Source organism: Paenibacillus sp. MMO-58, from assembly GCF_037146255.1.
Lineage (GTDB): Bacteria > Bacillota > Bacilli > Paenibacillales > Paenibacillaceae > Pristimantibacillus.
Window position 1 is genome coordinate 765,099 of the sequence record NZ_JBBCVY010000002.1, and the last position, 21,467, is coordinate 786,565.

At 49.6% G+C, this 21,467-nt stretch carries 22 protein-coding genes; 5 read left to right on the forward strand and 17 right to left on the reverse strand.

The features are described from left to right. Nucleotides 1-204 (reverse strand): hypothetical protein, encoded by a 204-nt coding sequence (locus tag WFJ73_RS09280; protein ID WP_336772748.1) that lies wholly within the window; start codon nt 202-204, stop codon nt 1-3. A 228-nt stretch (nt 205-432) separates the two neighbouring features. On the opposite strand from WFJ73_RS09280, the gene WFJ73_RS09285 reads away from it, so the two are divergent. After that, the gene (locus tag WFJ73_RS09285) at nt 433-1,080 is read left to right on the forward strand and encodes an SIMPL domain-containing protein (protein ID WP_336772749.1); all 648 of its coding nucleotides are present in this window, start codon (nt 433-435) and stop codon (nt 1,078-1,080) included. A gap of 63 nt (nt 1,081-1,143) precedes the next feature. On the opposite strand, the gene WFJ73_RS09290 is transcribed toward WFJ73_RS09285, so the two are convergent. The 10 genes from WFJ73_RS09290 to WFJ73_RS09335 all read right to left on the reverse strand — a co-directional run bounded on the left by WFJ73_RS09290 (nt 1,144) and on the right by WFJ73_RS09335 (nt 10,183). Then, nucleotides 1,144-1,509 (reverse strand): GntR family transcriptional regulator, encoded by a 366-nt coding sequence (locus WFJ73_RS09290; RefSeq protein WP_336772750.1) that lies wholly within the window; start codon nt 1,507-1,509, stop codon nt 1,144-1,146. A 3-nt stretch (nt 1,510-1,512) separates the two neighbouring features. Then, the gene (locus WFJ73_RS09295; RefSeq protein WP_336772751.1) at nt 1,513-2,166 is read right to left on the reverse strand and encodes an ABC-2 transporter permease; all 654 of its coding nucleotides are present in this window, start codon (nt 2,164-2,166) and stop codon (nt 1,513-1,515) included. Then, nucleotides 2,159-3,013 carry an ABC transporter ATP-binding protein gene (locus WFJ73_RS09300; protein WP_336772752.1) on the reverse strand — a complete coding sequence of 285 codons (855 nt, stop codon included), beginning with the start codon at nt 3,011-3,013 and terminating at the stop codon, nt 2,159-2,161. Before WFJ73_RS09300 ends, WFJ73_RS09295 begins: the two co-directional genes overlap by 8 nt. Nucleotides 3,014-3,177: 164 nt before the next feature. Beyond that, complete coding sequence (locus tag WFJ73_RS09305) at nt 3,178-4,011, reverse strand: carbohydrate ABC transporter permease (RefSeq protein WP_336772753.1); 834 nt, start codon at nt 4,009-4,011, stop codon at nt 3,178-3,180. Between the two features lie 21 nt (nt 4,012-4,032). After that, entirely contained in the window at nt 4,033-4,923 is an 891-nt protein-coding gene (locus tag WFJ73_RS09310) for a carbohydrate ABC transporter permease (protein WP_336772754.1), read from the reverse strand. An 85-nt stretch (nt 4,924-5,008) separates the two neighbouring features. Further along, nucleotides 5,009-6,463, reverse strand: coding sequence for an ABC transporter substrate-binding protein (locus WFJ73_RS09315; protein WP_336772755.1), 1,455 nt, complete (start codon nt 6,461-6,463; stop codon nt 5,009-5,011). Between the two features lie 240 nt (nt 6,464-6,703). After that, entirely contained in the window at nt 6,704-7,642 is a 939-nt protein-coding gene (locus WFJ73_RS09320) for a hypothetical protein (RefSeq protein WP_336772756.1), read from the reverse strand. Nucleotides 7,643-7,672: 30 nt separating this feature from the next. After that, nucleotides 7,673-8,668, reverse strand: coding sequence for a DUF1835 domain-containing protein (locus WFJ73_RS09325; protein WP_336772757.1), 996 nt, complete (start codon nt 8,666-8,668; stop codon nt 7,673-7,675). Between the two features lie 92 nt (nt 8,669-8,760). Next, nucleotides 8,761-9,255, reverse strand: a complete 495-nt coding sequence (locus WFJ73_RS09330; RefSeq protein WP_336772758.1) for a hypothetical protein — start codon at nt 9,253-9,255, stop codon at nt 8,761-8,763. Between the two features lie 97 nt (nt 9,256-9,352). Further along, entirely contained in the window at nt 9,353-10,183 is an 831-nt protein-coding gene (locus WFJ73_RS09335; protein ID WP_336772759.1) for an AraC family transcriptional regulator, read from the reverse strand. 149 nt (nt 10,184-10,332) lie between these two features. Here WFJ73_RS09335 and WFJ73_RS09340 point away from each other — a divergent pair, with 149 nt between their 5' ends. After that, nucleotides 10,333-11,430: a glycoside hydrolase family 88/105 protein gene (locus WFJ73_RS09340; RefSeq protein WP_336772760.1), complete on the forward strand. Its 1,098-nt coding sequence runs from the start codon at nt 10,333-10,335 to the stop codon at nt 11,428-11,430. Nucleotides 11,431-11,493: 63 nt separating this feature from the next. On the opposite strand, the gene WFJ73_RS09345 is transcribed toward WFJ73_RS09340, so the two are convergent. The 4 genes from WFJ73_RS09345 to WFJ73_RS09360 form a co-directional block, all read right to left on the reverse strand. Then, nucleotides 11,494-13,353 carry an ABC transporter ATP-binding protein gene (locus WFJ73_RS09345; RefSeq protein ID WP_336772761.1) on the reverse strand — a complete coding sequence of 620 codons (1,860 nt, stop codon included), beginning with the start codon at nt 13,351-13,353 and terminating at the stop codon, nt 11,494-11,496. Next, nucleotides 13,337-15,091: an ABC transporter ATP-binding protein gene (locus WFJ73_RS09350; RefSeq protein ID WP_336772762.1), complete on the reverse strand. Its 1,755-nt coding sequence runs from the start codon at nt 15,089-15,091 to the stop codon at nt 13,337-13,339. Before WFJ73_RS09350 ends, WFJ73_RS09345 begins: the two co-directional genes overlap by 17 nt. Beyond that, the gene (locus WFJ73_RS09355; RefSeq protein WP_336772763.1) at nt 15,088-15,429 is read right to left on the reverse strand and encodes a hypothetical protein; all 342 of its coding nucleotides are present in this window, start codon (nt 15,427-15,429) and stop codon (nt 15,088-15,090) included. Before WFJ73_RS09355 ends, WFJ73_RS09350 begins: the two co-directional genes overlap by 4 nt. Nucleotides 15,430-15,613: 184 nt before the next feature. Further along, nucleotides 15,614-16,531: an EamA family transporter gene (locus WFJ73_RS09360; RefSeq protein ID WP_336772764.1), complete on the reverse strand. Its 918-nt coding sequence runs from the start codon at nt 16,529-16,531 to the stop codon at nt 15,614-15,616. 327 nt (nt 16,532-16,858) lie between these two features. Here WFJ73_RS09360 and WFJ73_RS09365 point away from each other — a divergent pair, with 327 nt between their 5' ends. The 3 genes from WFJ73_RS09365 to WFJ73_RS09375 are packed head-to-tail and all read left to right on the forward strand — an operon-like array spanning nt 16,859 to nt 19,495. Further along, entirely contained in the window at nt 16,859-17,857 is a 999-nt protein-coding gene (locus WFJ73_RS09365; protein ID WP_336772765.1) for an ABC transporter ATP-binding protein, read from the forward strand. Next, a complete protein-coding gene (locus tag WFJ73_RS09370) occupies nt 17,854-18,657 on the forward strand; it encodes an ABC transporter permease (protein WP_336772766.1) in 804 nt (267 codons plus the stop codon). Before WFJ73_RS09365 ends, WFJ73_RS09370 begins: the two co-directional genes overlap by 4 nt. After that, entirely contained in the window at nt 18,641-19,495 is an 855-nt protein-coding gene (locus tag WFJ73_RS09375) for an ABC transporter permease (protein WP_336772767.1), read from the forward strand. Before WFJ73_RS09370 ends, WFJ73_RS09375 begins: the two co-directional genes overlap by 17 nt. A gap of 67 nt (nt 19,496-19,562) precedes the next feature. On the opposite strand, the gene WFJ73_RS09380 is transcribed toward WFJ73_RS09375, so the two are convergent. Both WFJ73_RS09380 and WFJ73_RS09385 read right to left on the reverse strand, forming a co-directional pair. Beyond that, complete coding sequence (locus WFJ73_RS09380; RefSeq protein ID WP_336772768.1) at nt 19,563-20,489, reverse strand: ABC transporter permease; 927 nt, start codon at nt 20,487-20,489, stop codon at nt 19,563-19,565. Nucleotides 20,490-20,493: 4 nt separating this feature from the next. Continuing rightward, on the reverse strand, nt 20,494-21,426 hold the full coding sequence (locus WFJ73_RS09385) for an ABC transporter ATP-binding protein (RefSeq protein ID WP_336772769.1): 933 nt from the start codon (nt 21,424-21,426) through the stop codon (nt 20,494-20,496). Between the last annotated feature and the right edge of the window lie 41 nt (nt 21,427-21,467).

Genomic DNA, 21,467 nt, shown 5'->3' on the forward strand with positions numbered 1-21,467 from the left:
CTATTTGTTATTCATCTTTACAACCAGAAGCTCCAGTTGCCCGGCGTCCAGGTTCAGCTTCCCTTCCAGTGTCTGATACTCCTCGCCATGAACGGTCAAATAGTTGACATGCTCAAGCGTTGCGATCATGGCAGCATCCCACTCCCGGTCATCCATTTGCTTTAACCCCCGCTCCGAATCTTTTACAAACAGGACTACCCGCATCTGTTTATGTGCCCCTTTCAGTTGGATGTTTATTGTATACGACGATCGCAAATTGACGTTTCAATTTTTTGGAAGCAAAATATTTACTCCTAAAACATAAAAAACACGACCACTTTAAACGTGATCGTGCTTTATTAACCGTATACGCTTAAAAATCCGAAACATCTCCCTATGGATAAACGTCTATATTAGTATTAGAGATTGCTTAGGGATGGAGGTCGTTCGATCATGAAGGAACAAGCACAGACCTGCTGTGATTTTACAATCGAGGTTATGGGTGAAGGGGTGGCAACAGCCGTACCGGACGAAACCATCGTCACTCTTGGGGTTTCAGGAGAAAGCGAAAGCTTGGGAACGCTTCAGACCGATCAGGCCAAGACCATAGATGCCATCATTCAAGCCATGCTTGCCCTTGGTGTGCCAAGGGAGTCTATCTCCACCGCGCAATACTCCATCGAGCCGCAATACGATTTTATAGACGGAAAGCAAGTTTTTCGGGGTTATAGAGCTGTGCATCTGCTGCTAATTACGATCGATGGGGCGAAGGATGCGGGGCGTGTCATTGATGCGGCGGTTGCTCAAGGAGCCAATATGGTATCCGACGTTTCGTTTCAATCCTCTCATGCGGACGAAGCCCGGCGAAAGGCATTAACGCTGGCGGTTCGGGATGCCGAGGCGAAGGCGCTTGCAATTGCCTCAACGCTTGGCGTCTCCCTCTCTTCCGTTCCTTGCAAGGTTATGGAGTCGCCGGGAAACCGATTCGAGCCGGTCATGTTCAAAGCCGCTTCCGTTCCCGCCGGCGATGTCGGTACCACCATTGAACCCGGAACCTTAACGTTTAAAGCATCCGTAAGAGTCTGGTATGTATACGGCTGATTAAAAAACGGCGGAGCGAACAAAGCTCGCACCGCCGTTATCATCGTATTTAATAAACCGTATTTAATAAACCTTCTTCATCAGCTCAATTACTTCATCTAGCGTAAGACCAAAGGATTTGTAATAGGAAGCGTCGACAGCCATTTGCTTCAGGATCATTTCGTTGCGTATTCTCAGCATTTGATCAGGCGGAAACTCCGCTACAAAGCACCCTTTACCCGTAACCGTGTTGATCAATCCGGCATGCTCGAGTTCTTCCCAAGCCTTCTTGACGGTAATGATGCTGACTCGAAGCTCCTGGGCGGCTTGGCGAATGGGCGGCAGAACAAAACCGCTTGCTAATTCGCCTTTTAGAATCTGGGCGCTGATCTGTTCGAAAATCTGCTGATAGATGGGCTTATCCGATGAGTTGGAAATGGCTACATTCATTCATTATATCTCCACTTTAGGGAACCGTTTAACCGCAATGCGATAACCCATCCAGGTTAAGGCGGCAAAGATTAGGATTCCTGCGATTAGTATTGAAGCTTGAAGGGCTGTACGGTCGATGCCGGAGCCATAAAAAATGTCATGCATATAGGGGCTCTGAATTCCGATCCATTGCGCGATTCCGGCAAACAGCATGGCGGCCCCGACCGCCACGTACGTTGCCTCGCCGTATTTATAAGCGGTTTTGTAATAAATGGATAGGAATAATACGTTAAAGATCGCCAGCATTACAAAACATAATCCCCAAAAGCCCATATGAGGCGTAAAGAAATAATAGGGAATGTTCTTGTACAAGCTGTTACTTATGATACCAAAGATCATCGCGATTACAATATGCAATAATTCCAGCAGCACGATAACCGATACCTTAGCTTTTACAATATCCGATTTGGTTACGGGCATCATCGCCGTAAACATCGAATCGTTCTGGGTCCGAAATCCGCCGAACATATTGGGGATCGTAATCCAGCAGAAGTACAAAAGAACAATGAAATAAATCCAACCCGGAACAAACATAAGAGCGCCTGTCAGAAAGGGCATAATCAAAAACATCTTCGGCACTCCTAATTTGAAATCCTTTACGATTAAATTATACATACATTTCCTCCTTCCTCGCGAAATAAATCATAACTTCCTCAAGGCTTGGTATCGCCGCGTTAATCCCGGAGCCCGGATCGAAGTCTACCGCATGAATCATCCCCGTAAAGCCAAAAGAATTTTTCTTATAAGAAATGAGCTTTGCCTTCACCTCGTCCAATTGGCTTTCCTTGCCGCTCAGCAGGCGATAGGACGCAACGAATTCTTCCTTCTCCGCGCTTTTGACAATTCGACCGTTCTCGATAAAGGTAATATAGTCCGCGCATTTCTCCAGATCGGAGGTAATATGCGTGGAGAACAGGATGCTGATCTCTCCATCCCCTACAAGCTCCTGGAAAATCTCCAGCAAGTTGTCTCTTGCAACCGGGTCCAGTCCGCTCGTTGGCTCATCCAGTATGAGTAGCTTTGCGCTATGAGACAAAGCAAGAGCCAAATTGTATTTCACCTTCATCCCCGTCGACAGCTCGGAGATTTTTTTGTTTTCATCCAATTTGAATTTTCTTAGGTAGCTGTAATAGGTGTCGTCATTCCAATTCTTGTAGAACCTCTTGATCACGTCGGTTAAGGTTTTTATCTTGCTGCGGTTGTAAAAGTCCACATCCCCGAAAGCAAAGCCGATTTCCTGCTTCAGCTCCAACTCGTGTTCGGCAATGTTCTTTCCCAAAATAAATACTTCCCCGCTATCGATGTGAATCAGATTCAGGATTGATTTAATGGTTGTTGTTTTCCCCGCTCCGTTCGCTCCGATAAACCCCATGATATAACCTTTTTCCAATTGGAAAGAAACATCCTTCAGCTGGAAATCTTTATAGGTCTTGCTTACATTCCGAATGTCTAATGCCAGCATACCGTACCTCCGATCAAATTGTGTATGTCGTGTATACACAATATATCATCCGAAAAATGTGACGTCAACTAGTTAAATGACCAAAAGTTGGAACACAAAAAAACCTTAAACGGCCATCGCCATTTAAGGTTTTCTCTCGTTTTCGCACTCCTGTCGTCCTCTTCCTACCCCTTCATCCCGCCCTGCATGCTAAAGCCTTTGGACATAAAGCGCTGGGATAAGATATACAGTACCACAGACGGAATGGCGTACATGACGGAGAAAGCGGCTAATTTGCCGTAATCCGCCATGCCGTACTGCCCGAAGAACTGGTAGATCTTGAGCGAGGCCGGGAATTTCTCCGGCGATTGCAGCAGGATATACGGCACGAAGAAATTGCCCCAGCTTCCGGAGAAAGTGAAGATCGCAACCGTGCAGATGCCGGGGATCATCAGCGGGGCGACTACCTTCCTTATGCCGACAAACACGGAAGCTCCATCGATCCATGCCGCTTCTTCCAGCTCCGAGGGCACGGAATCCATGAAGTTCTTGAGCATCCATATGCCGTAAGGCATCGCCGAAGCGACAAAGAAAAGGATAACGCCAAAAATATTGTTGTACAGCTTCAAGGTAAGAAACAGCTGATAGACCGGTACCATTACGGCGGTAATCGGCAAAGAAGTCATGAACAGGATCGTCAGCATAAATGGCTTCTTGTATCTAAGTTGATAACGCGACAACGGATAAGCCGCCAGAAGTCCGAGTATAACAACCAATACAGCTTGGCTGCCGGACATCAAGAGGCCGATCAGGAAGGCACGCTGATTGTCTTTGTTGGTGAGAACATCGATATAGTTGTTCCCCGTCAGATGGGAAGGCGTCTTAAGAGACTGCAGCGCGTTTGCATCAACGGATGCCACAAGCACCCATAAGAGCGGCAGCAGAAAGCAAATCCCAATAACCGTCAATATGGTATAGGGCAGCAATTGAAAGATCCATTTGCGTTGTTTTGCACTCATACAATTGTTCTCCTTGTCCGTTTACTCTTTCATTGAGCGGATATAGAACAAGCTTAGGATAATGCCGATGAACAGAAGCAATAAGGAGATGGCCGTGCCGTAACCAAGCTGGTAATTGACGAAAGCTTGATTATACATAAAGATCGGCAGCGTGGTTGTTGACGTACCCGGTCCCCCGCCCGTCATCGCGTAGATGAGGCCAAACACGCCTAACGTCTGCAGCGTAACGAGCATCGCGTTTGTTGTGATGGAGTCCTTGATATACGGAATGGTTACTCTTATCAGCACCTGCCATTTCGAAGCGCCGTCCACAATGGCAGCCTCTTCAATCTCGCTGGGCACATCATCGAGAGCGGCCTGGAATACGAGCATCGAGAACGCTGTGCCATGCCAAATATTCGCCAGGATGATCGTAATCATCGGTACCGTGTACAGCCAGGTGACTTCAGTGAATCCAAACGAGGTAATAATCGCGTTAAGCGTTCCTTCATCGGCGAAAAAGCTGTACAAGCATAACGCGCACACGATTTCAGGCGTAACCCAGCCAGCCAATACGATGGTGCCGATAATTCTCCGGAACCATTTGTTTTTGTTTTTCATCAGCAGCGCAATCAAGAACCCCAGCACCTGTTGGCCGATTACGGCCGAACCAATCAGGAATACGAGCGTATTCCATATACTCGTCCGAACCGTAGGATCCTCGAACATGCGCGTGTAGTTATCCAGGCCGACAAAATTCAGATTCTTGGCCGCCTCGCCGGTTAGAGCCAGGTTGGTAAAGGAATAGAATACGGTCAGCAGAATCGGATAAATAAAAAACACAAGCATAATGGCCACGGAGGGCAGCAAAAAATACAGCCACGTCCATGTCCGCTTTCGCTTTTCAACGCCATTTAAGGCTATACTGCTCATTCTCGTCTACCTCCTCCGCCTTCAGAAAAGAAGACTTGCTCAAGCATCCGCATCTGAAGGAAATGCTTGAGCAAGCCGTTTTCTATTATTTTTCCACCGTCTTATCCGCGCCTACGATACGCGTCACATCCTGCGCGTATTTGTTCGCGGCATCCTTCGCTGACGTACCGGAGGCAACGGATTCGACCATCGTCTGAATTTGCGTCGACACTTCCGGATATTTATCCTGCGCCGGACGGAACTCCGCATTTTTCAGATAGTCGGTTGCGATTTGGTTAAAAGGCATTTGGGTATATTCCGGATCCGAACCAACGTCCGCGCGAACGGTAATATTGCCCGATGCGATAACCAGCTTCTTCGAGTTTTCTTTGTTCAGAGCGAATTTGATAACTTCCCATGCTTCGTCTTTATGCTGCGCGTTCGCAGGGATCGACAATGCCCATCCGCCGGCAAGCGTGATGGATCCAGGTGCCTGGCCTTTGCTCGTTGGCATTGGCGCGAAGCCGAGGACATCCTTGTACTCCGGCCATGGAGCGGCGCCGCCGTCCAAATAGTTGCCGGTAATCCAAGAGCCGTCGAGCGAGATCGCCAGCTTGCCTTGCGGCAAGTATTCACGGGTAGCCGTATTGCCCGCTTGACCGTTTAGAACCTTCGAGAGCGGCGGTCCAAGCTTTTCTTTGTTTATCGTTTGGATAAACGTTAGCGCATCGTTAATGCCTTGGCTCTTCGTAATCCATTTGCCGGTGTCGTTATCGTAAAGTCTCTCGCCGGTGCCGTAGAGAAGCATTTCGTAAGTCTGCATGGAAGTGGCTTCGCCGGTTGCCTTGCCCATGTTCATCCAGATAGGCACGACGTCAGGCAGCTTGCTCTTGATGGTTCTCGCTGCATCCAGCACTTCATCCCAGTTCTTAGGTGCCCACTCTTCCGGCAATCCCGCTTTCTTAAAGAGCTCTTTGTTGTACCAAAGACCGCGGGAATCCGTATTGTAAGGAACGCCGTACACCTTGCCGTCGCTGGCGGTAACGCCTTTTTTCAGCGCTTCGATGAAGGAGCCGTTCGTCCAGTCTTCCCAAGCGCTTACTTTATCGTCCAGCGGCGTCAGATATCCCGCGCTGGCGTCGGAGTTCAGTATAAACGTATCCTCCGTTACGATATCCGGCGCGGTATCCTTCGACTTGAGCGCAAGAGCAATCTTGGCGAAATAGTCTCCTTCGGAAGCCTGGATTGGAGTAGCCTTAATCTCTATGCTTTTGTCCGGGAAATTCGCCGCAAGCTCTTGAATCCATTTGTACATGACGCCTTGCTCGCCAATGCCGTCATCGCGATAAGTTATCGTAATGACCTTTTTCTCCGTATTCCCCGTTGTGCTCCCGTCGTTTGTTGAACCAGCATTCGTCTCTTTCGTGCCTGTGTCAGCCGAAGTGCTTGGACTGCTGCTTGGCGTGTTTGTGTTGTTCGCGTTATTCGAACAAGCAAACAGCAAGGTTGAACACAGAACAAGCGACGTGGAAATGGACCAGAATCTTTTACCGCGAGCCATCGTAATCCCTCCCTATTAGTCAACCACCCTTGGTTAAGCGCTTCCATGCGGTTATAGTTCATAGATATTTATCTACCTCCACCTTTATTCAATGAAAATCGGAAGATTCGACTACAAGATTACGACATAAAACTCTATTTAAATGACTTCCGAAAATCGCTTCAAATAATAGCGCGCCATGACACGAAAAAAAAGAGCTCCGGGACTTGTCGTCCGGAGCTCTGGATTAACTATCGTTAATTACGAATAAAGCTCAATAAATGCGGCTCTTTGCTGCCTTATCGATTGCTGCCTGCCTTCGGATGCTCTCACTTCGTTATCCAAGCCTACAAGCAGGCCTGTTGCTTCCGATAACTGGGACTCTACTTCGCTAATGGAAGATTTGATTTGGCCTTGAACGATCCAGTCCGTAATGAAGCTGTCAAAGAAAAAGTCAGCGAATTTGTCCATAGCCCCTACTCCGACGTATAGATCCGCTGTACGTTTCAGATCCTTCAGCTCCATCTGAAGCTGGCGAAGATGGTACTGGGCTTCATAAATATAATCCTGCGCATCGTCTATTCGGGAATGCTTAATGGAAGTGCTGATTAATCCTCCGCCAAGCATATCATGCGTTCCCCAATGCTTGGCGGAATCCAGCTTCTCGCTTGCGTTGCTTAAGGCGTCAACCAATTTTCTGCAGGCAGATGCCGCTTCACGCAGCTCCTTCGCTTCCGCCTGCTCCCGGAACAATTGCTCATCCAGCTTGGATAGCTCGGAAGAAGCCTCCGGAACGGAGCTGCGCATATATTGTTCCTTTTGCAGAAGAGTCCGGTTATAAAGGTCCGCAGCATCTTGTACCGCAGCCAGCTTTGCCGCAACCTCTCCCCTCTCCCGCTCCAGCTTCTCGCTTGCCGTGTGAGCCTCCTGCAGCTTAAGGGCCGCAGCGAGCGCTTCCTGCTTCTCTTGCTGGAGCCGTTCTTCCTTATTCCCCAGTATGCTAGTTATTAAATTGGTCCAGGATTTCCGCTCGAGCTTGTTAACATCCTCTTGTTCTCTATTGAATTCGGCTGTTAGAATCACGATTTGATTGGCTGCGTTCCGAAGCAACCGCTGCAGTTGATCATGCCTGCGATCCAAATACTCTTTCTCGGATGCCTTTTCTCTTCGTTCCTCTAACTCTTCATTCCATTCCTTCATCGAATTCGGCACTCCGCTTCACCCTCTCTATCATCCTAGTTTAATGAAATATTGATATAACGCCCCCGGCAGTCCTCTGAATTCGAAGACTCCGTTGCTGATTAAGCTCCATATCCTGTATTCGATAAAGCCGTCTCCAATAACCTGGTTATAATGCTCGAACACCTTCGCCACAACCGTTCCGGCTTTCACGAATCCTTCTTCATCGCCGTTTTCTTGAACGGCGGACACCGCGGCGGATACAATAATTCCGTCAATCGCTTCGATCTCGCTGCCTTTAATCTCCCCGCTCTGCCAAAGGCGAAGCTCATAATCTGAATTCGATAGCTCATCCCATTCCGCGATATATCGCTGCCGTTCCCAGGAAGATAGAAGTCTCGCATTTTCATAGTTACTCACCATATCGCGATAGACTTTCGGATCTACAAAAGCTTGCGCAATTGGCGGAATCGTCATGTCCTGAAGGCTTTCCGTAAAGTTAACAAGCTGAACTTGCTCCTGCCGGTCCCTTAACAAGTGCATAACAAGCCGCACTCCCGTCTGGTCATGCGAATTATTGGAGCACCACACGATAACGGATTTCTCCTCGGGAATCGCTCTTAATTCCTCTATCATATGATCTAGTTGAGATTCTCTGTTGCGATCGTTCAAAACTCGGAACGGAGAAAACCGGTCCAGCATCCATCGCTGCCTGTTCCGTTGTCCTTCCGGCTGTTCCAAATGCTTAATCGGACCGATCGAGAACAGGTCATTAAATGCCAAGACCTTATTTTCTTGCCTTCTGCCGGCTTCACTAAGCGCGACCTTCAAAGAGCCCGCATCCGAAAGACTAAATACAATATGTACATGACGTTGAAGCCGTTCGGCCTCCTCTCGCTTCGAACGGGCATCCGCAATCCGGTCATCGATAACTTGCAAAAGCTTGCCTGAATCGGAGCTTATCTCGGCTTCATCAATTAATTCATTTAATACAACACGAAGCTCCCATTCGTTGAGCTCGTTGATAGATTCTTTGTAACGGTTCATCCATTCCACCTCTCACACTACTCTACCATAAATTTCTAATAGGGTACAAAAAAGGCCGCGATGCATCCCATTGGATACTCACGGCCTTTCTATTAAGAGGCTAGCTTCATCGAACTTTTCGCGACGAATTTACTGAACAAGAAACGTACCAGCGGTCCCATGACAATCAATTGAAGCGGAAAAGCCAGCACATAATTATGAAGGACAATCGTGAAATAATGTTTGATTAACGATCCTTCTCCCAAGCTGTCCGCCAAGGAAGAACTGATCAATCCATAGAGCGACATGCTCAGCACCATACCCGTCACCATGCAGAAGGCAAGCGCCAAGATCACATACAATTTCTTCGATTTATCATAAGGCAGCGCGAAGGCGGCTTTTTTCGCAAGGGGTCCTACGACAAACATCTCAACCACAAACGCAACCAAAAATCCTAAACCGTATTGCAGGATCACTTCTCCCGAAGAAAGCGTTGCGAACAAGTCATTACGCATCAGGTTATACGTAATCATGACCAGTGCCATCCCCGTCACCATCATTAATCCAAAGTAAAACTCTTGTCTCTTATTCGTTGGCACTATCATCATCCTTTCTGTTCTCCTTGTCATTATAGAGATTCGGACACCCTCTTCATAAGTGACAAGCTTGTGAACTTTTAAGAATAAAGACAGCCTTCCCTATGCCCTATTTTCCTTTTCTATAGTGCAAAGGAACGTATCCGGTAACGGATTTGAACACACGGCCAAAATGCGTTACGCTGCCGAATCCGACCCGCTTCGCAATCAGATTAACCTTCATGGAGGACTGCTCCAGCAGCTTTTTCGCTTCCTTGATTCTGACGCTGTTCAAGTACTCCACGAACGTAAAACCGGTGGCTTCCTTAAAAAACCGGCTCAAATAATAAGGGCTTACGTAAAACTTCTCCGCCAGCAAATGAAGCGACAGCTCATTCATGTAATGGCTGTTCATATACCGTACAACCTCCGAAATACGCTCATGCATCGGGCTTGGCGATTCAAAAGTTTCCACTCTGCTTGACTTCACATGCCGGCAGCAAATCATAAGCATCTGCAGGGCCAGCGTCAACGCGTACAGCTCGAAGCCGGGCTTTTTCTCCGACATCTCCGTAATCATCGTCTGCAGCATTGTCTCCATAGCTAACCGGTCTTGAAGCGTGCATTTAACAATCAGATACTCCTTCTCGAATAACGGATGCAGGACATCCATATAGCTCCCCGCAGCCATATGCTTCTCGTGAATATTGACAATAAGCCGTTCATGCTCCGGCGTTTCCGTATTGGTTGTCCGATGCAGAATATTCGGTGGGATAATAACGATATCCCCTTCATGAATAACAAGGGTCCGGTCCTTAATAAAAAACTCCCGTTTCCCGGACATCAGGCAAAAGATTTCATAGGTGCTATGGAAATGGCTGACGGGCATATTATGGCTCCGGGCTTTGCGGTAAGATACCGAGAAGGTTCCTTCTCCGTTATCGTATTGGAAATCTCCCATCGTTAGCCATCTCCCTCCAGCTTCCTTTTCTATTATTATACGCCTCGACATATTTACAGCAAGATATAAGAAGAATTCATTCTTTTCTGCAAAAAATGTACATTTCCTCGTGCTAGCATAAGCCTATACCAAGAGGGAGGCTTATATAAATGATCAAAACCGTACTTTCCCCCATTCAATGGGCAGAAAAAGCCTGCGAGGCATTAATGGCCAGATTCGAGCCGGAACAACTGCCGCCGGATCGGTTCCATTATCACCAGGGCGTCTTTTTATCGGGGATGGAGAAATGCTGGAAAGAAACGCAAAATTCGAAGTATTATGAGTATCTGAAACGCTGGGTGGACAGCCAGGTGCTGGAGGATGGCCGCATCAAGAAGCATAAACCGGATGAGCTTGACGACATTCAGCCCGGCGTCCTCCTGTATAATCTGTATGAACAAACTGGGGACGAACGGTATAAGAAAGCTCTGCATTACCTTGTGCCGCTGATCAAGTCATGGAAAACGAATCCTTCCGGCGGCTTCTGGCATAAAGAGCATTATCCGAATCAGATGTGGCTTGACGGGTTGTATATGGCTGGGCCTATTGCCGTTCAGTACGGCAAGACGTTTGGCGAAAGCGACTATTTTGACTTGATGGCCTATCAGGCGATCCTGATGGAAAAGCATACAAAGGACCCGGTTACCGGACTCCTCTATCATGGCTGGGACGAGACCAAGGAAGCTTCCTGGGCCGATCCGGAGACCGGTCTTGCTCCCGAATTCTGGGGCCGCGCGATTGGCTGGTATCCGGTTGCCCTGCTTGAAATGTTCGAATACCTGCCGGAGGATCACAAAGATAAAGAAGCGCTTGTGGCGATCCTGCAGAATCTGCTGATCTCGCTTATCAAATACCAGGATTCCGCTACGGGCTTATGGTATCAGGTTGTCGATAAAGGGGATCTGCCGGATAACTGGCTTGAAAATTCCTGCACGTCCCTTTACGTGCATGCCATCGCCAAAGCCGTGCGATTCGGTTACCTGGATCCGCAATATTTGGAGTACGCGTGGAAAGGTTACCAAGGAGTAATCGATACGCTGAAGCTTGATGACAACGGCCATGTCGTTATCGGCCAAATCTGCATCGGCACGGGCATCGGCGATTATGCCCACTACATTGCCCGCCCAACAAGCGAGAACGATCTGCATGGCGCAGGTGCTTTTATCCTGATGTGCGTGGAGATGAGCTTGGCTCCGCAAACGAACTAGTTAATTATAAAAGAAGCTGAAGCTCTCTTCGATAAGAGCTTCAGCTTCTTTATTTTCGCGCGTTTAAGGGATCGTCTGCGCTTCCGGCGAGGATTCCTCCGAGGCTGCTGCCGCCTCGCCTTGCGAGTGGCGGTACAGCTCCTCGTACACGCCTTGCTGCTCAATCAGCTCGGCATGAGTTCCCGATTCGACGATTGTTCCGTGACTAAGCACGATAATCCGGTCCGCGTGCATTATGGTGGACAAGCGATGGGCAATCACGATCGTCGTCCGGCCCTCGGATACGACCTGCAGCGCTCGTTGAATAAGCTGCTCCGTCTGGGAATCGAGGTTCGCCGTCGCTTCGTCGAGAATCAGAATCTTTGGACGGAACACGATAATCCGGGCAAAAGAGATCAACTGCCGCTCGCCGGCAGATAATCCACTGCCGCGTTCGGACAGCTTCGTCTCGTAGCCGCCAGGCATACGGTTAATCAATTGATCCGCTCCGACAAATTCGCATGCGCGGATAACGTCTTCCCGGGAGATCGACTCGTCGAACATCCGGACGTTGTCGATAATGCTTCCCGCGTACAGATAAGGCTCCTGCTGTACCAGACCTACAATCCGGTGAAGCTCCGCCTGCGGAATATGCCGGACATCGTTCCCGTCAATTTGAACACTGCCTTCGTTTACGTCATAGAAGCGGCATAACAAGCTCATAAGCGAACTTTTGCCCGCTCCGGTCGTACCGACGATTCCGACCATCTCGCCTGGACGGATATGGAGATCAAGTCCGCGGAAGATCGGAGTGCCATTCCCGTAGCTGAACGAGATTTTGTTATAATCCACGCGTCCTTGCACGGCGTCATGGTTTATTTTCACCGGCTTGGCTGTGTCTTTAATATCGGGCTCGACATCGAGAACGCCCCAAATCCGGTTGACCGCTACCGTAGCGGACTGCAGCGTATTCCACTGCTGGGTAATGGCGTTGATCGGCTGGAAGAACTGCCGGATGTACGTAATAAATGCATACAATACGCCAAACTCCATCGTATGTCCAAGCACGGCCTTCCCCCCGGTCCAGACCACAAAAGCAATGGTCAGGTTCCCGAGCAGATCGAAGGTCCGGTTAAACGTAACCGCCGTACGGATCTCGCGGACATTGGCCTTGAAATAATCCTCGTTCCGCTCCTTATACAATTCGCCTTGCGCCTTTTGCTGGTGAAAGACTTGAATCAAGCTCATGCCCGCCAGATTCTCCGCAACAAACGCTACAAGGCGGGACAAACGCGTCCGTGCCATCTGATACGTCGTGCGCATGAAGGACCGGAAACCAATGGCGATAAGCGCAATAATCGGCAACAGAAGAAGACAGTACAGCCCTAGCGTAGTATCCAGGTAAAACATCATGACCAGAATGGAAACCAGCGTAAGGCCATCCCTCAGCAGGGTCAGCAAGACCTGGTTGAAAAACTGGTTAACCGCCTCGGTATCGCTCGATACATGCGTAATGAGGCTGCCGCCGGACGTTTTATCGAAGTAAGACATCGAGAGCTTGGTAATATGCTCAAACAGCTGTTTCCGGATGCGGGCTACGATACTCTGGCCGGCATCCTGCAGCAGGTTATTTTGCAAATACGTAAACAACAAGCTTGAGAGGGACAGGCCGAGATAAATCGCACAGATCGCAATCAAGCTGCCGTAATCGTTCTTGCCCACCATCAGGTTATCGTCGATCGCGATTTTAACCAAATAAGGCTGGAACAGCTCGGAGGCAATCGCGATAATCGTACAGATGGCTACCAGCGTGAACGTCTTCCTATGCGGGCTAATATAAGACTTCAGTATGCGAAAAGCGGACTTGTATTGCGGCTTAGGCTGCTTGCCATTGCCATTGCCGGACTTCTGGTCCATCTGCCAGTTGTTAACGGCTGTCGGCATATTGGCTTCCCTCCTCTTGAATCGCATGGAGCTCGGCATAAGGTCCAGGTTCCGCAAGCAGCTTCTCATGCTTGCCCCGCTGAACGATCTTCCCTTCATCCAATACGATGATGAGATCCGCATGCTTCAAAGCGCTGAGCCGGTGCGCGATAATAATGGTTGTTTTTCCTTGACGCTCCTGCTGAATCGTGTGCACAATCTCGGATTCGGTCACCGCGTCAACGGCACTGACGCTGTCATCCAGGATCATAAGCGGTGCCTGCATGATAAAACCGCGCGCCAGACTTGTTCGCTGACGCTGCCCGCCGGATAACGTGACGCCCCTCTCTCCCAGCTTCGTCCCGAAGCCTTCCGGGAACTCGGCAATATTGTCGTAAATACGTGCCTGCTTGGCGGCCGCATGAATCTCGCCCTGACCGGCCTGCCGCCGTGCAAAAGCAATATTCTCGCCAATCGTTGTGCTGAACAGGAAGCCGTCCTGCGGGACGTAAGCAATCTGCGTGCGCAGGCTCTCAAGCGTGACTTCCCGTATATCCGCAGATCCGATATGGATGGCATCGACAGGCGGATCATACACCCGGAGCAGCTGCTTGACGAGCGTAGTTTTGCCGCTGCCCGTACGTCCTACAATGCCAAGCGTCATCCCGGGTTGAATAACAAGATCAATATGCTGCAGCGAAGGCTGTGAAGCACCGGGATAAGTAAACGTCAAATCCTCCATCCGAATCGGGCTTGCGGAAAGATTAACCGTCGTCGCATGATCGGTCTCCATAATATCCGGCTGAACCGCGATTAATTCGTTAAGCCGCTGCAAGGATGCGCGCGACCGCTGAACCGTATTGATAACGTTGCCAATTTGCTGCAGCGGATTCATCAGCATCCGTACATACAGCGTCAGCGCAACGAAATTACCAAGCGAAATATCGCCTTTTATCGTTAAATAACCGCCGTAGGCCAGTGACACAATGAGAGACAGGTTGCCAAGAAAAGGCACCGTCGCCTGGAACAGCGAGCTGATCCGTACCAGCGACAGCTGGTTGGTCTTGATCTGATCGACCTTGGCGCCAAACCGCTCAATCATGATAGGTTCGACCGCAAACTTCTTCGTTACGCGAATCCCGCCAAACTGCTCCTCCGCCGATTCGGTCATCGTGCCAAGCGCCTCCTGCACTTTGCGGGAACGCTGACGGATAACCGGACCAATCTTGATGACAATCCAAGGAATGAAGATAAGAGGTCCTACGGAAGCAGCGATAAGATAGAGCGGAATATCGCTAAGAATCATCGCTCCTACGCAGGAGACGAGCAGCATGGAAGCCATAGCCGTCTGGTTGATGCCCATGGAGATGGATTCCCTAACCCCGGTTACGTCGTTCATGAAGTAGTTGAGCATTTTGCCGACGCCGTTCTTCGAATAGTAGTGCTCGCTAAGACCGGAAAAATGAGTAAATAGACGACGACGGGTCATGTACTCGAACAACCGTCCGACATACATGACCAGGTATTGACCGTATCCTCCCAGCAGGGCATATCCCGCTCCAATCAGAACCAGCATCAAGCTGAAGTGCGCAACATCCTGGGAGCCAAGCTCTCCGCCCTTCAGCTTATCCGTAAAGTCCCCAAGCACCTTCGGGAAATAAGCGAATACGATACTGGCTGCCGCGTGAAGGGTGAACGATCCGAGATAGATGTGCCAGGTCTGCCTGAAATACGGTTTTAATACACCTTCTGATTTCAAGACTCATCACTTCCATTAGTGGATTCGGAGCCGCTCTCTTCCCCAGCCGTAGCCTCTTCGGAAGGAATGTCTTCCTCAGGCAGCTCGTGTAGCTGAAATACGTGAATAAACTCTTCCATAATGGCTTCCGTCGCCTTCAATTCGCCGCTGATTACCGGTTTAATCGCTTCAAAAGCCGGATCATTCAGCTGGCGCAGCAGCGTTGTACGGGTAATCGTAAGCTTCTCCAGAAAAGCAAGCGCTCTGCCGCGACGAAACGTTTGCGCCTTGCCTCCGTCCCGATTCTTGCAGTCCTCCTTGAAGGGATGCCTGCCTCTATGTCCTTGCCCGTTACGCATATGTCTATGCCTCCTTCAATCGATGTATACATTCGTATACATCTCTCTTTATGTATACAAATGTATACGCGTCAGAATGTACTGTCAAGTTATAATTTTCAAATAATTAACAATCGATTCCCCGCAGCGCAGAAAAAACGCCATCCAGGTTCAAGAACCCGAATGGCGCTAAGCTGTTTATTTTCTATGCAACCAACCGCAAGAACAGAATGCCGCCAAACGCGCACGCCATTCCGGTTATTTCAAGCCGGGTGAAGCTCTCCTTCACCACAAACCGGGTATAGAGAAGTACGATGAGCACATTCAAAGCGGTTACCGCGGACACAAGCCCTGTCTTGCCATGATCAAAGGCCGTTACAATCATCATCATGCCAACCGCGTTGGTCGTGCCAACCAGCATTCCCGTCAGGAAGGTGCGGCGTTCGCTCCACATTTTGCCCGGATTCCGGCCATTCTCGGCGGCAGCTGCCACGGTTGCCTCCGCCGTTGCGGCAGCTAGGCTGTATCTCCTGCTGGCCAGCCGGTCCTTCAGCCACCAAATGCCGTAACAAATGGAGCCCGAGGTGAACATAAAGAACAACGTAGGGAACAGCGGTGCCTCGAGCTTGGTTGACCAGGAACCGGATAGGTCATTGCACGCGAACATGACAAGAGACAGAAGCCCCCATTGCGCGCCCTGCAGATTTTTCAGCGACAGATCATTGGAATAGCGCACAAGCAATATCCCCGCCACAATAATGACAAAGGCAGCCAGCTGAGTATACTTAAGCGCCTCTCCCCACATCAAATACGCACCTATGACTACCAGAACGGCCGGAAGCGCCGTGATGATCGCAACAAGCGAGGCTTTGCCGACGGCAAAACCCTTGAACATGCTGGCATTCGCCACAAACGAGAACACGCCCATCTGAATGCCGACAAGAGCCGATGCCGTCCAAGGCTGACCGGACAAGAGTGCCGTTATTCCGCAGATGACAGCTCCCATCGAGAACACGCCGCATAGCAGTACGGTCCGGCTTAACGGTAGCTGGCTCGTATAATGATACAAAATTCCTCTCAACCCGAAACATAAGGCAGCAAATATTGAAAATACGATCCACATAACGTAAACGGTCCCCTTCCCATTCTCCTAATCTTAGACAGGAAAACGCCGTGTGGCAATGCTCTTGCATTATTAAATTTCGTAAGCAAAAAGCTGTTGCCACACCTGACGTATCATGTTAATATGTGGAAAACGTTTTTCGGAAGGGCTTCTAGGGATCCGACTCCATCAGGATGGCGAACCAAGCGAAGCCGGCTTGCGCGGGTAGACGCCAAGCTACACCGTGAGGAATAAAAGACCTTCGGAAAGTTCCGCCTGCAAGATTAGGGCGAGACTTTGCGGAGGTCTTTCCCTTTTTTGCAGGAAAATAACTAAGGGGTGAGTAGAGTGAGGTCTATCGAGGTTGAGCAGTTGGAGAAGATCTTTCAAATCAAGAAAAAGCAAGCCGGACTTATCGGCAGTCTCAAGTCGTTGATTAAGCCGCATTATGCGGACAAAGCCGCCGTTGAAGGCATTACGTTCTCCGTTGATCAAGGAGAGACGGTCGCCTTCCTTGGGCCAAACGGTGCGGGCAAATCAACAACGATCAAAATGCTGACCGGCATTCTCCATCCAACCTCCGGAAAGGCGGAAGTGCTGGGCTGTTGTCCGTGGACGGAACGGTCAAAGCTGGCTTACCGCGTCGGCTCCGTATTCGGGCAAAAGTCGCAGCTGTGGTACCATCTTCCGCCTCTCGATACCTTTGAGCTGATGAGCCGGATTTACGAGCTCCGCCGGGAGGATTACAAGGCGCGGCGCGACAATCTGATCGAACGGTTCGAGCTTGGCCCTTACTTGCATACCCCCGTGCGGAAGTTGTCGCTGGGTGAACGGATGCGCTGCGAGATTGCCGCTTCTCTCATTCACCGTCCGCAAGCTTTGTTTCTCGATGAGCCGACGATTGGACTGGACGCGGTCGTCAAGCAAAGAATCCGTGAGCTGATTCTGGAGATGAACCGCGAAGAAGGCACGACAATCTTCCTTACCTCCCATGATGCCGGCGATGTCGAGAAGTTATGCGACCGCGCGATTGTGATTAATCATGGGGGACTCGTGTTTGACGGACGGGTCGACTTCATGAAGCAGCAATTTCTGACGCATAAGACGGTTCAGCTCCTGCTCGAGGATGATCCGGGGCATATGGCGCTTGAAGGCGTGGAGGTGCTGAGCCGGGATGGATCGCGCTTGTCGCTTAGCGTGGACACCGGACTTACAACAATCGAATCCGTCCTGTCGACCTTGATGGCGAGCCATCGCATCGTCGATATGACCGTTCAGGATCCGCCGATGGAGGATATTATTACAAGGATGTACGGGACGTTTCGCACGAAGGAGGCGGTTATGTGATCCGTCTCTCCAAGCCGGCGAAATATGTGTTTATCGGTAAAATCACGCTGCGCAGCCAGCTGGCCTATGTCGTTGATTTTCTAATACGATCCGTGTTTTTGCTGCTGATCTTATATATTTTCATGCAATTATGGCAAACGACATTTGCGGGAGAAGGAACCGCAACGATTAACGGCTATACCTTTAAACAGATGATGTGGTATCTCGTCTTTACCGAATCCATGGTGCTCGCCACTCCAAGTCTCAGTACCCGGATCGAAGAGGAAGTGAAAAGCGGTGACGTTGCCTTCAAGCTCATCCGGCCGGTCAGCTTCATTGCGTTTCACTATGCCGAATATATGAGCGAGGTAGCTATCCGTTACGTCATTAACCTGATTCTAGGCTCAGCGATTGGTTTGCTGCTTGTTGGTCCTCTTCCTGTCGGTATCGGCCTCGCTTGGCTTCCGATTATGGCGCTTGGCGGTTTCACTGTTAACTTTATGCTCGGCATGCTTGTTGCCCTTAGCGCTTTTTGGGTGGAGGAAACCCGCGGGCTCGAATTCGTGTATAACAAAATTTTGTTTACCATTGGCGGGATGCTGATGCCGTTAGAGCTGTTTCCGGAGAGCCTGCATCGAATCGGTCACTGGCTGCCGTTTCAGACCGTCGTTTATTTTCCGGCGCGCACGGCAGTTGGCATGCATCTTGACGGGATTCCGGGCGCCCTTGCTGTACAGTGGCTGTGGGTTGTTATGATTGGGGTAATGGTATGGCTGTTATACCGGAAAGGGGTGCGAAAGCTCAATGTTAATGGCGGATGACAAGTCGCATACGGGTCATACGGGTATATCCGAGCATGACCAGCCGGGCAGTTTTAAGCGCCTGCTCCGGTTCACGGCGGCAAGCTGGAGGCTTAACCTGGCGGGTGCCATGGAATTCCGATTCAGCTTCCTCCTGACGGTTGGATCCATGATCGTAAATAATATCGTGTGGATCATATTCTGGGGCATGTATTTCAAACGTTTCCCCGTGCTTAATGGCTGGACGCTTCAGGATGTTATGATGATGTGGGCGGCCGCTTCGGGCGGATTCGGAATCATGTCCGTCTTCTTCGGCAATGCAACCCGGCTAGCCAATCTGATCGCTACCGGACAACTGGATGTCTACCTGGCTCAGCCTAAGCCGGTGCTTCTGAACGTGCTGATCAGCCGTATGTCGGTGAGCGCGATCGGCGATCTGCTGTTTGCGATATTCATCTTTGTAGGGTTTGGCGATGTCTCTCCTGTTGGAATCGTTAAATTTACGGCAGCGCTGCTGATTTCCGGCATGATCTTTATTTTCTTCTGCGTGATTGCCGGCTGTCTCTCGTTCTGGCTTGGCAATACGGAAGGATTAAGCTTTCAGCTGTTTAACGCGCTGCTCGTCTTTGCCACTTATCCCACCGCCATATTCAAAGGGTTCGGCAGGCTTGTCTTGTTCACCGTCATTCCGGCCGGCTTCATCAGCAGCATGCCTGTATCGTTCATTCGCGAGATTGACCTACCCTTCTTGTACGGTGCATTGGGCATGACAGCGCTCTTGTGCGCCGGAGGGATCCTTCTTTTCTATCGAGGCTTAAGAAGATATACGTCGGGCAATATGATGGGCTTGAGACGGTAAATTAAAATCGGAAATAAGAAAAAGATTGAATCCCTGGAACATACCAAGGATTCGATCTTTTTTTGATTCAGGCCGACACGTCTCTTCGCGTGAACATCAGCCAGGATATGAGATTAAACACCAGGAAGTAGACAACAAGAACGATAATGGAGAAGGAAAGCGTCATTCCGTCCTGGAAAGACCTGCCCTCCAAATACTGCGTTAGATCCGTATTGGCGAATAACAAGTATTTGCTCCACTCATACCGTTGCAGCAACTGCAGCAATATATTGCCCGCAAACAGAATTCCGATGGAAAATCCGATGGACATCGCGCTGCTGCGGAAAGCCGACGAGATCATAAACGCTATCGTGACATACATAATAGTAGACACGCCATTGAGCATATACGTTTCCCATAGATGCAGGAACATATTTTTTTCGTCGATATGTCCATCCTTTATGTTGACCAAGGGCAAATCCATATCGTGAAAGCCATACAGAATTCCGTTCAGTACGACGGATAGGACGAACAAAGTAAGCAGCAGGACCATACTGAACAGCAGGATAGAGATATACTTGGAGACAAGGATTCTAATTCGGCTGGCCGGGCGTATGAGCAATAGCTTAATGGTTCCGGTTGCGAATTCGCTGGCTACGATATCTCCCGCAATGATGATGGTAAATAGAGTGATCAATATCCCTAGATTCGCGGACTCATTAATCCCATCCCAAATCGTTCCTTTTGTCGTCCGGATATTATGCTCAAGATGATAGTCGATGACGGAAATCCTATCCTCATAGTAAGTTCGGTTCTCTTCATTCAGGTCAGAGCTTTTTAAATGATCGCTCCACAATTGCTTCTCTTGCTTCAGTTCCGCCCTCCAGCCTTCGCCTTGCGCGTCCTTCCCGTCATGCCACATCATGATGTTGCCGAATAAGACAAAGGCAGCCATAAGCCCGATAAGGATCCAGGTTCGAGTCCTTCTGTAGATTTTCATATTTTCGTTAAGCACTAAGTTAAACAGCCTGCCCACCTCCCGTTAATTCCAGGAACCCATCCTCTAAGGAACGGCGAACCTTATTGACGCCATAAATTCGGATTTGATTCCGGACAAGCTCTTCCAAAATATCCGGTACGCGCTCCCTCTCCACCGTCAGCTCTATAAGCCCTTCTTCCGTAACGGAGAGCTCCTGTACTCCGGAAACCCGCCTTATAACAGCCATAGCCTGATCCGGCAGATGCGCTTCAATCTGATAGGTTTGGACCGGATCGTTCCCTTGCGTAAAATAATCAATCGGCTTCACATCAATCAGCTTGCCCCGCTGAAGAATGGCGACACGGTCGCACATCAGCTCCATCTCCGAGAGCAGATGGCTGGAGACAACGACCGTAATGCCTTCCGTACGGGTCAAGTGCCGCAAATAATCGCGCAGCTCGCGAATTCCCTCCGGGTCGAGACCGTTTGTAGGCTCATCCAGAATCAATAAGGATGGCCTATGCAGCAAAGCTTGCGCTACGCCAAGCCGCTGGCGCATGCCCAGCGAGTACTTTCGGACCTTTTCATGAATGCGGCTTTCCAGCTTAACAAGAGAAACAACCTCATCGATTCGTTCTTTGGTCACGCCAGGGATCATACGGGCATAATGGATAAGGTTATGATAGCCGCTCAAATATTTGTACATCTCCGGATTTTCGACAATGGCACCCACATGCCGGATGGCCTGTTCGAATTCCGTTTTAATATTTTTCCCCTTGATCAGAATTTGGCCTTTTGTAATCGACATCAAGCCCACAATCATGCGGATGGTCGTTGTCTTGCCGGCACCGTTTGGCCCAAGGAAACCAAATATTTCGCCTTGCGGCACGTCAAAGGTAAGATCGTCGATAATGTTTTTTCTCCCTATCCGCTTTGTTACATTCTGCAGACTGATAACAGGTTCGCTGTTCATGGATTCGATAGCCTCCCAAACAATAAATATCGCAATAGATA

Bases quoted from the DNA above. Each gene is read 5' to 3' on its own strand.
- WFJ73_RS09355 (WP_336772763.1), bottom strand. From the start codon at position 15,429: ATGCGTAACGGGCAAGGACATAGAGGCAGGCATCCCTTCAAGGAGGAC.
- WFJ73_RS09290 (WP_336772750.1), bottom strand. From the start codon at position 1,509: ATGAATGTAGCCATTTCCAACTCATCGGATAAGCCCATCTATCAGCAG.
- WFJ73_RS09320 (WP_336772756.1), bottom strand. From the start codon at position 7,642: ATGAAGGAATGGAATGAAGAGTTAGAGGAACGAAGAGAAAAGGCATCC.
- WFJ73_RS09310 (WP_336772754.1), bottom strand. From the start codon at position 4,923: ATGAGCAGTATAGCCTTAAATGGCGTTGAAAAGCGAAAGCGGACATGG.
- WFJ73_RS09335 (WP_336772759.1), bottom strand. From the start codon at position 10,183: ATGGGAGATTTCCAATACGATAACGGAGAAGGAACCTTCTCGGTATCT.
- WFJ73_RS09345 (WP_336772761.1), bottom strand. From the start codon at position 13,353: ATGCCGACAGCCGTTAACAACTGGCAGATGGACCAGAAGTCCGGCAAT.
- WFJ73_RS09375 (WP_336772767.1), top strand. From the start codon at position 18,641: ATGTTAATGGCGGATGACAAGTCGCATACGGGTCATACGGGTATATCC.
- WFJ73_RS09295 (WP_336772751.1), bottom strand. From the start codon at position 2,166: ATGTATAATTTAATCGTAAAGGATTTCAAATTAGGAGTGCCGAAGATG.
- WFJ73_RS09340 (WP_336772760.1), top strand. From the start codon at position 10,333: ATGATCAAAACCGTACTTTCCCCCATTCAATGGGCAGAAAAAGCCTGC.
- WFJ73_RS09300 (WP_336772752.1), bottom strand. From the start codon at position 3,013: ATGCTGGCATTAGACATTCGGAATGTAAGCAAGACCTATAAAGATTTC.
- WFJ73_RS09385 (WP_336772769.1), bottom strand. From the start codon at position 21,426: ATGAACAGCGAACCTGTTATCAGTCTGCAGAATGTAACAAAGCGGATA.
- WFJ73_RS09360 (WP_336772764.1), bottom strand. From the start codon at position 16,531: ATGTGGATCGTATTTTCAATATTTGCTGCCTTATGTTTCGGGTTGAGA.
- WFJ73_RS09285 (WP_336772749.1), top strand. From the start codon at position 433: ATGAAGGAACAAGCACAGACCTGCTGTGATTTTACAATCGAGGTTATG.
- WFJ73_RS09280 (WP_336772748.1), bottom strand. From the start codon at position 204: ATGCGGGTAGTCCTGTTTGTAAAAGATTCGGAGCGGGGGTTAAAGCAA.
- WFJ73_RS09315 (WP_336772755.1), bottom strand. From the start codon at position 6,463: ATGGCTCGCGGTAAAAGATTCTGGTCCATTTCCACGTCGCTTGTTCTG.
- WFJ73_RS09330 (WP_336772758.1), bottom strand. From the start codon at position 9,255: ATGATGATAGTGCCAACGAATAAGAGACAAGAGTTTTACTTTGGATTA.
- WFJ73_RS09305 (WP_336772753.1), bottom strand. From the start codon at position 4,011: ATGAGTGCAAAACAACGCAAATGGATCTTTCAATTGCTGCCCTATACC.
- WFJ73_RS09325 (WP_336772757.1), bottom strand. From the start codon at position 8,668: ATGAACCGTTACAAAGAATCTATCAACGAGCTCAACGAATGGGAGCTT.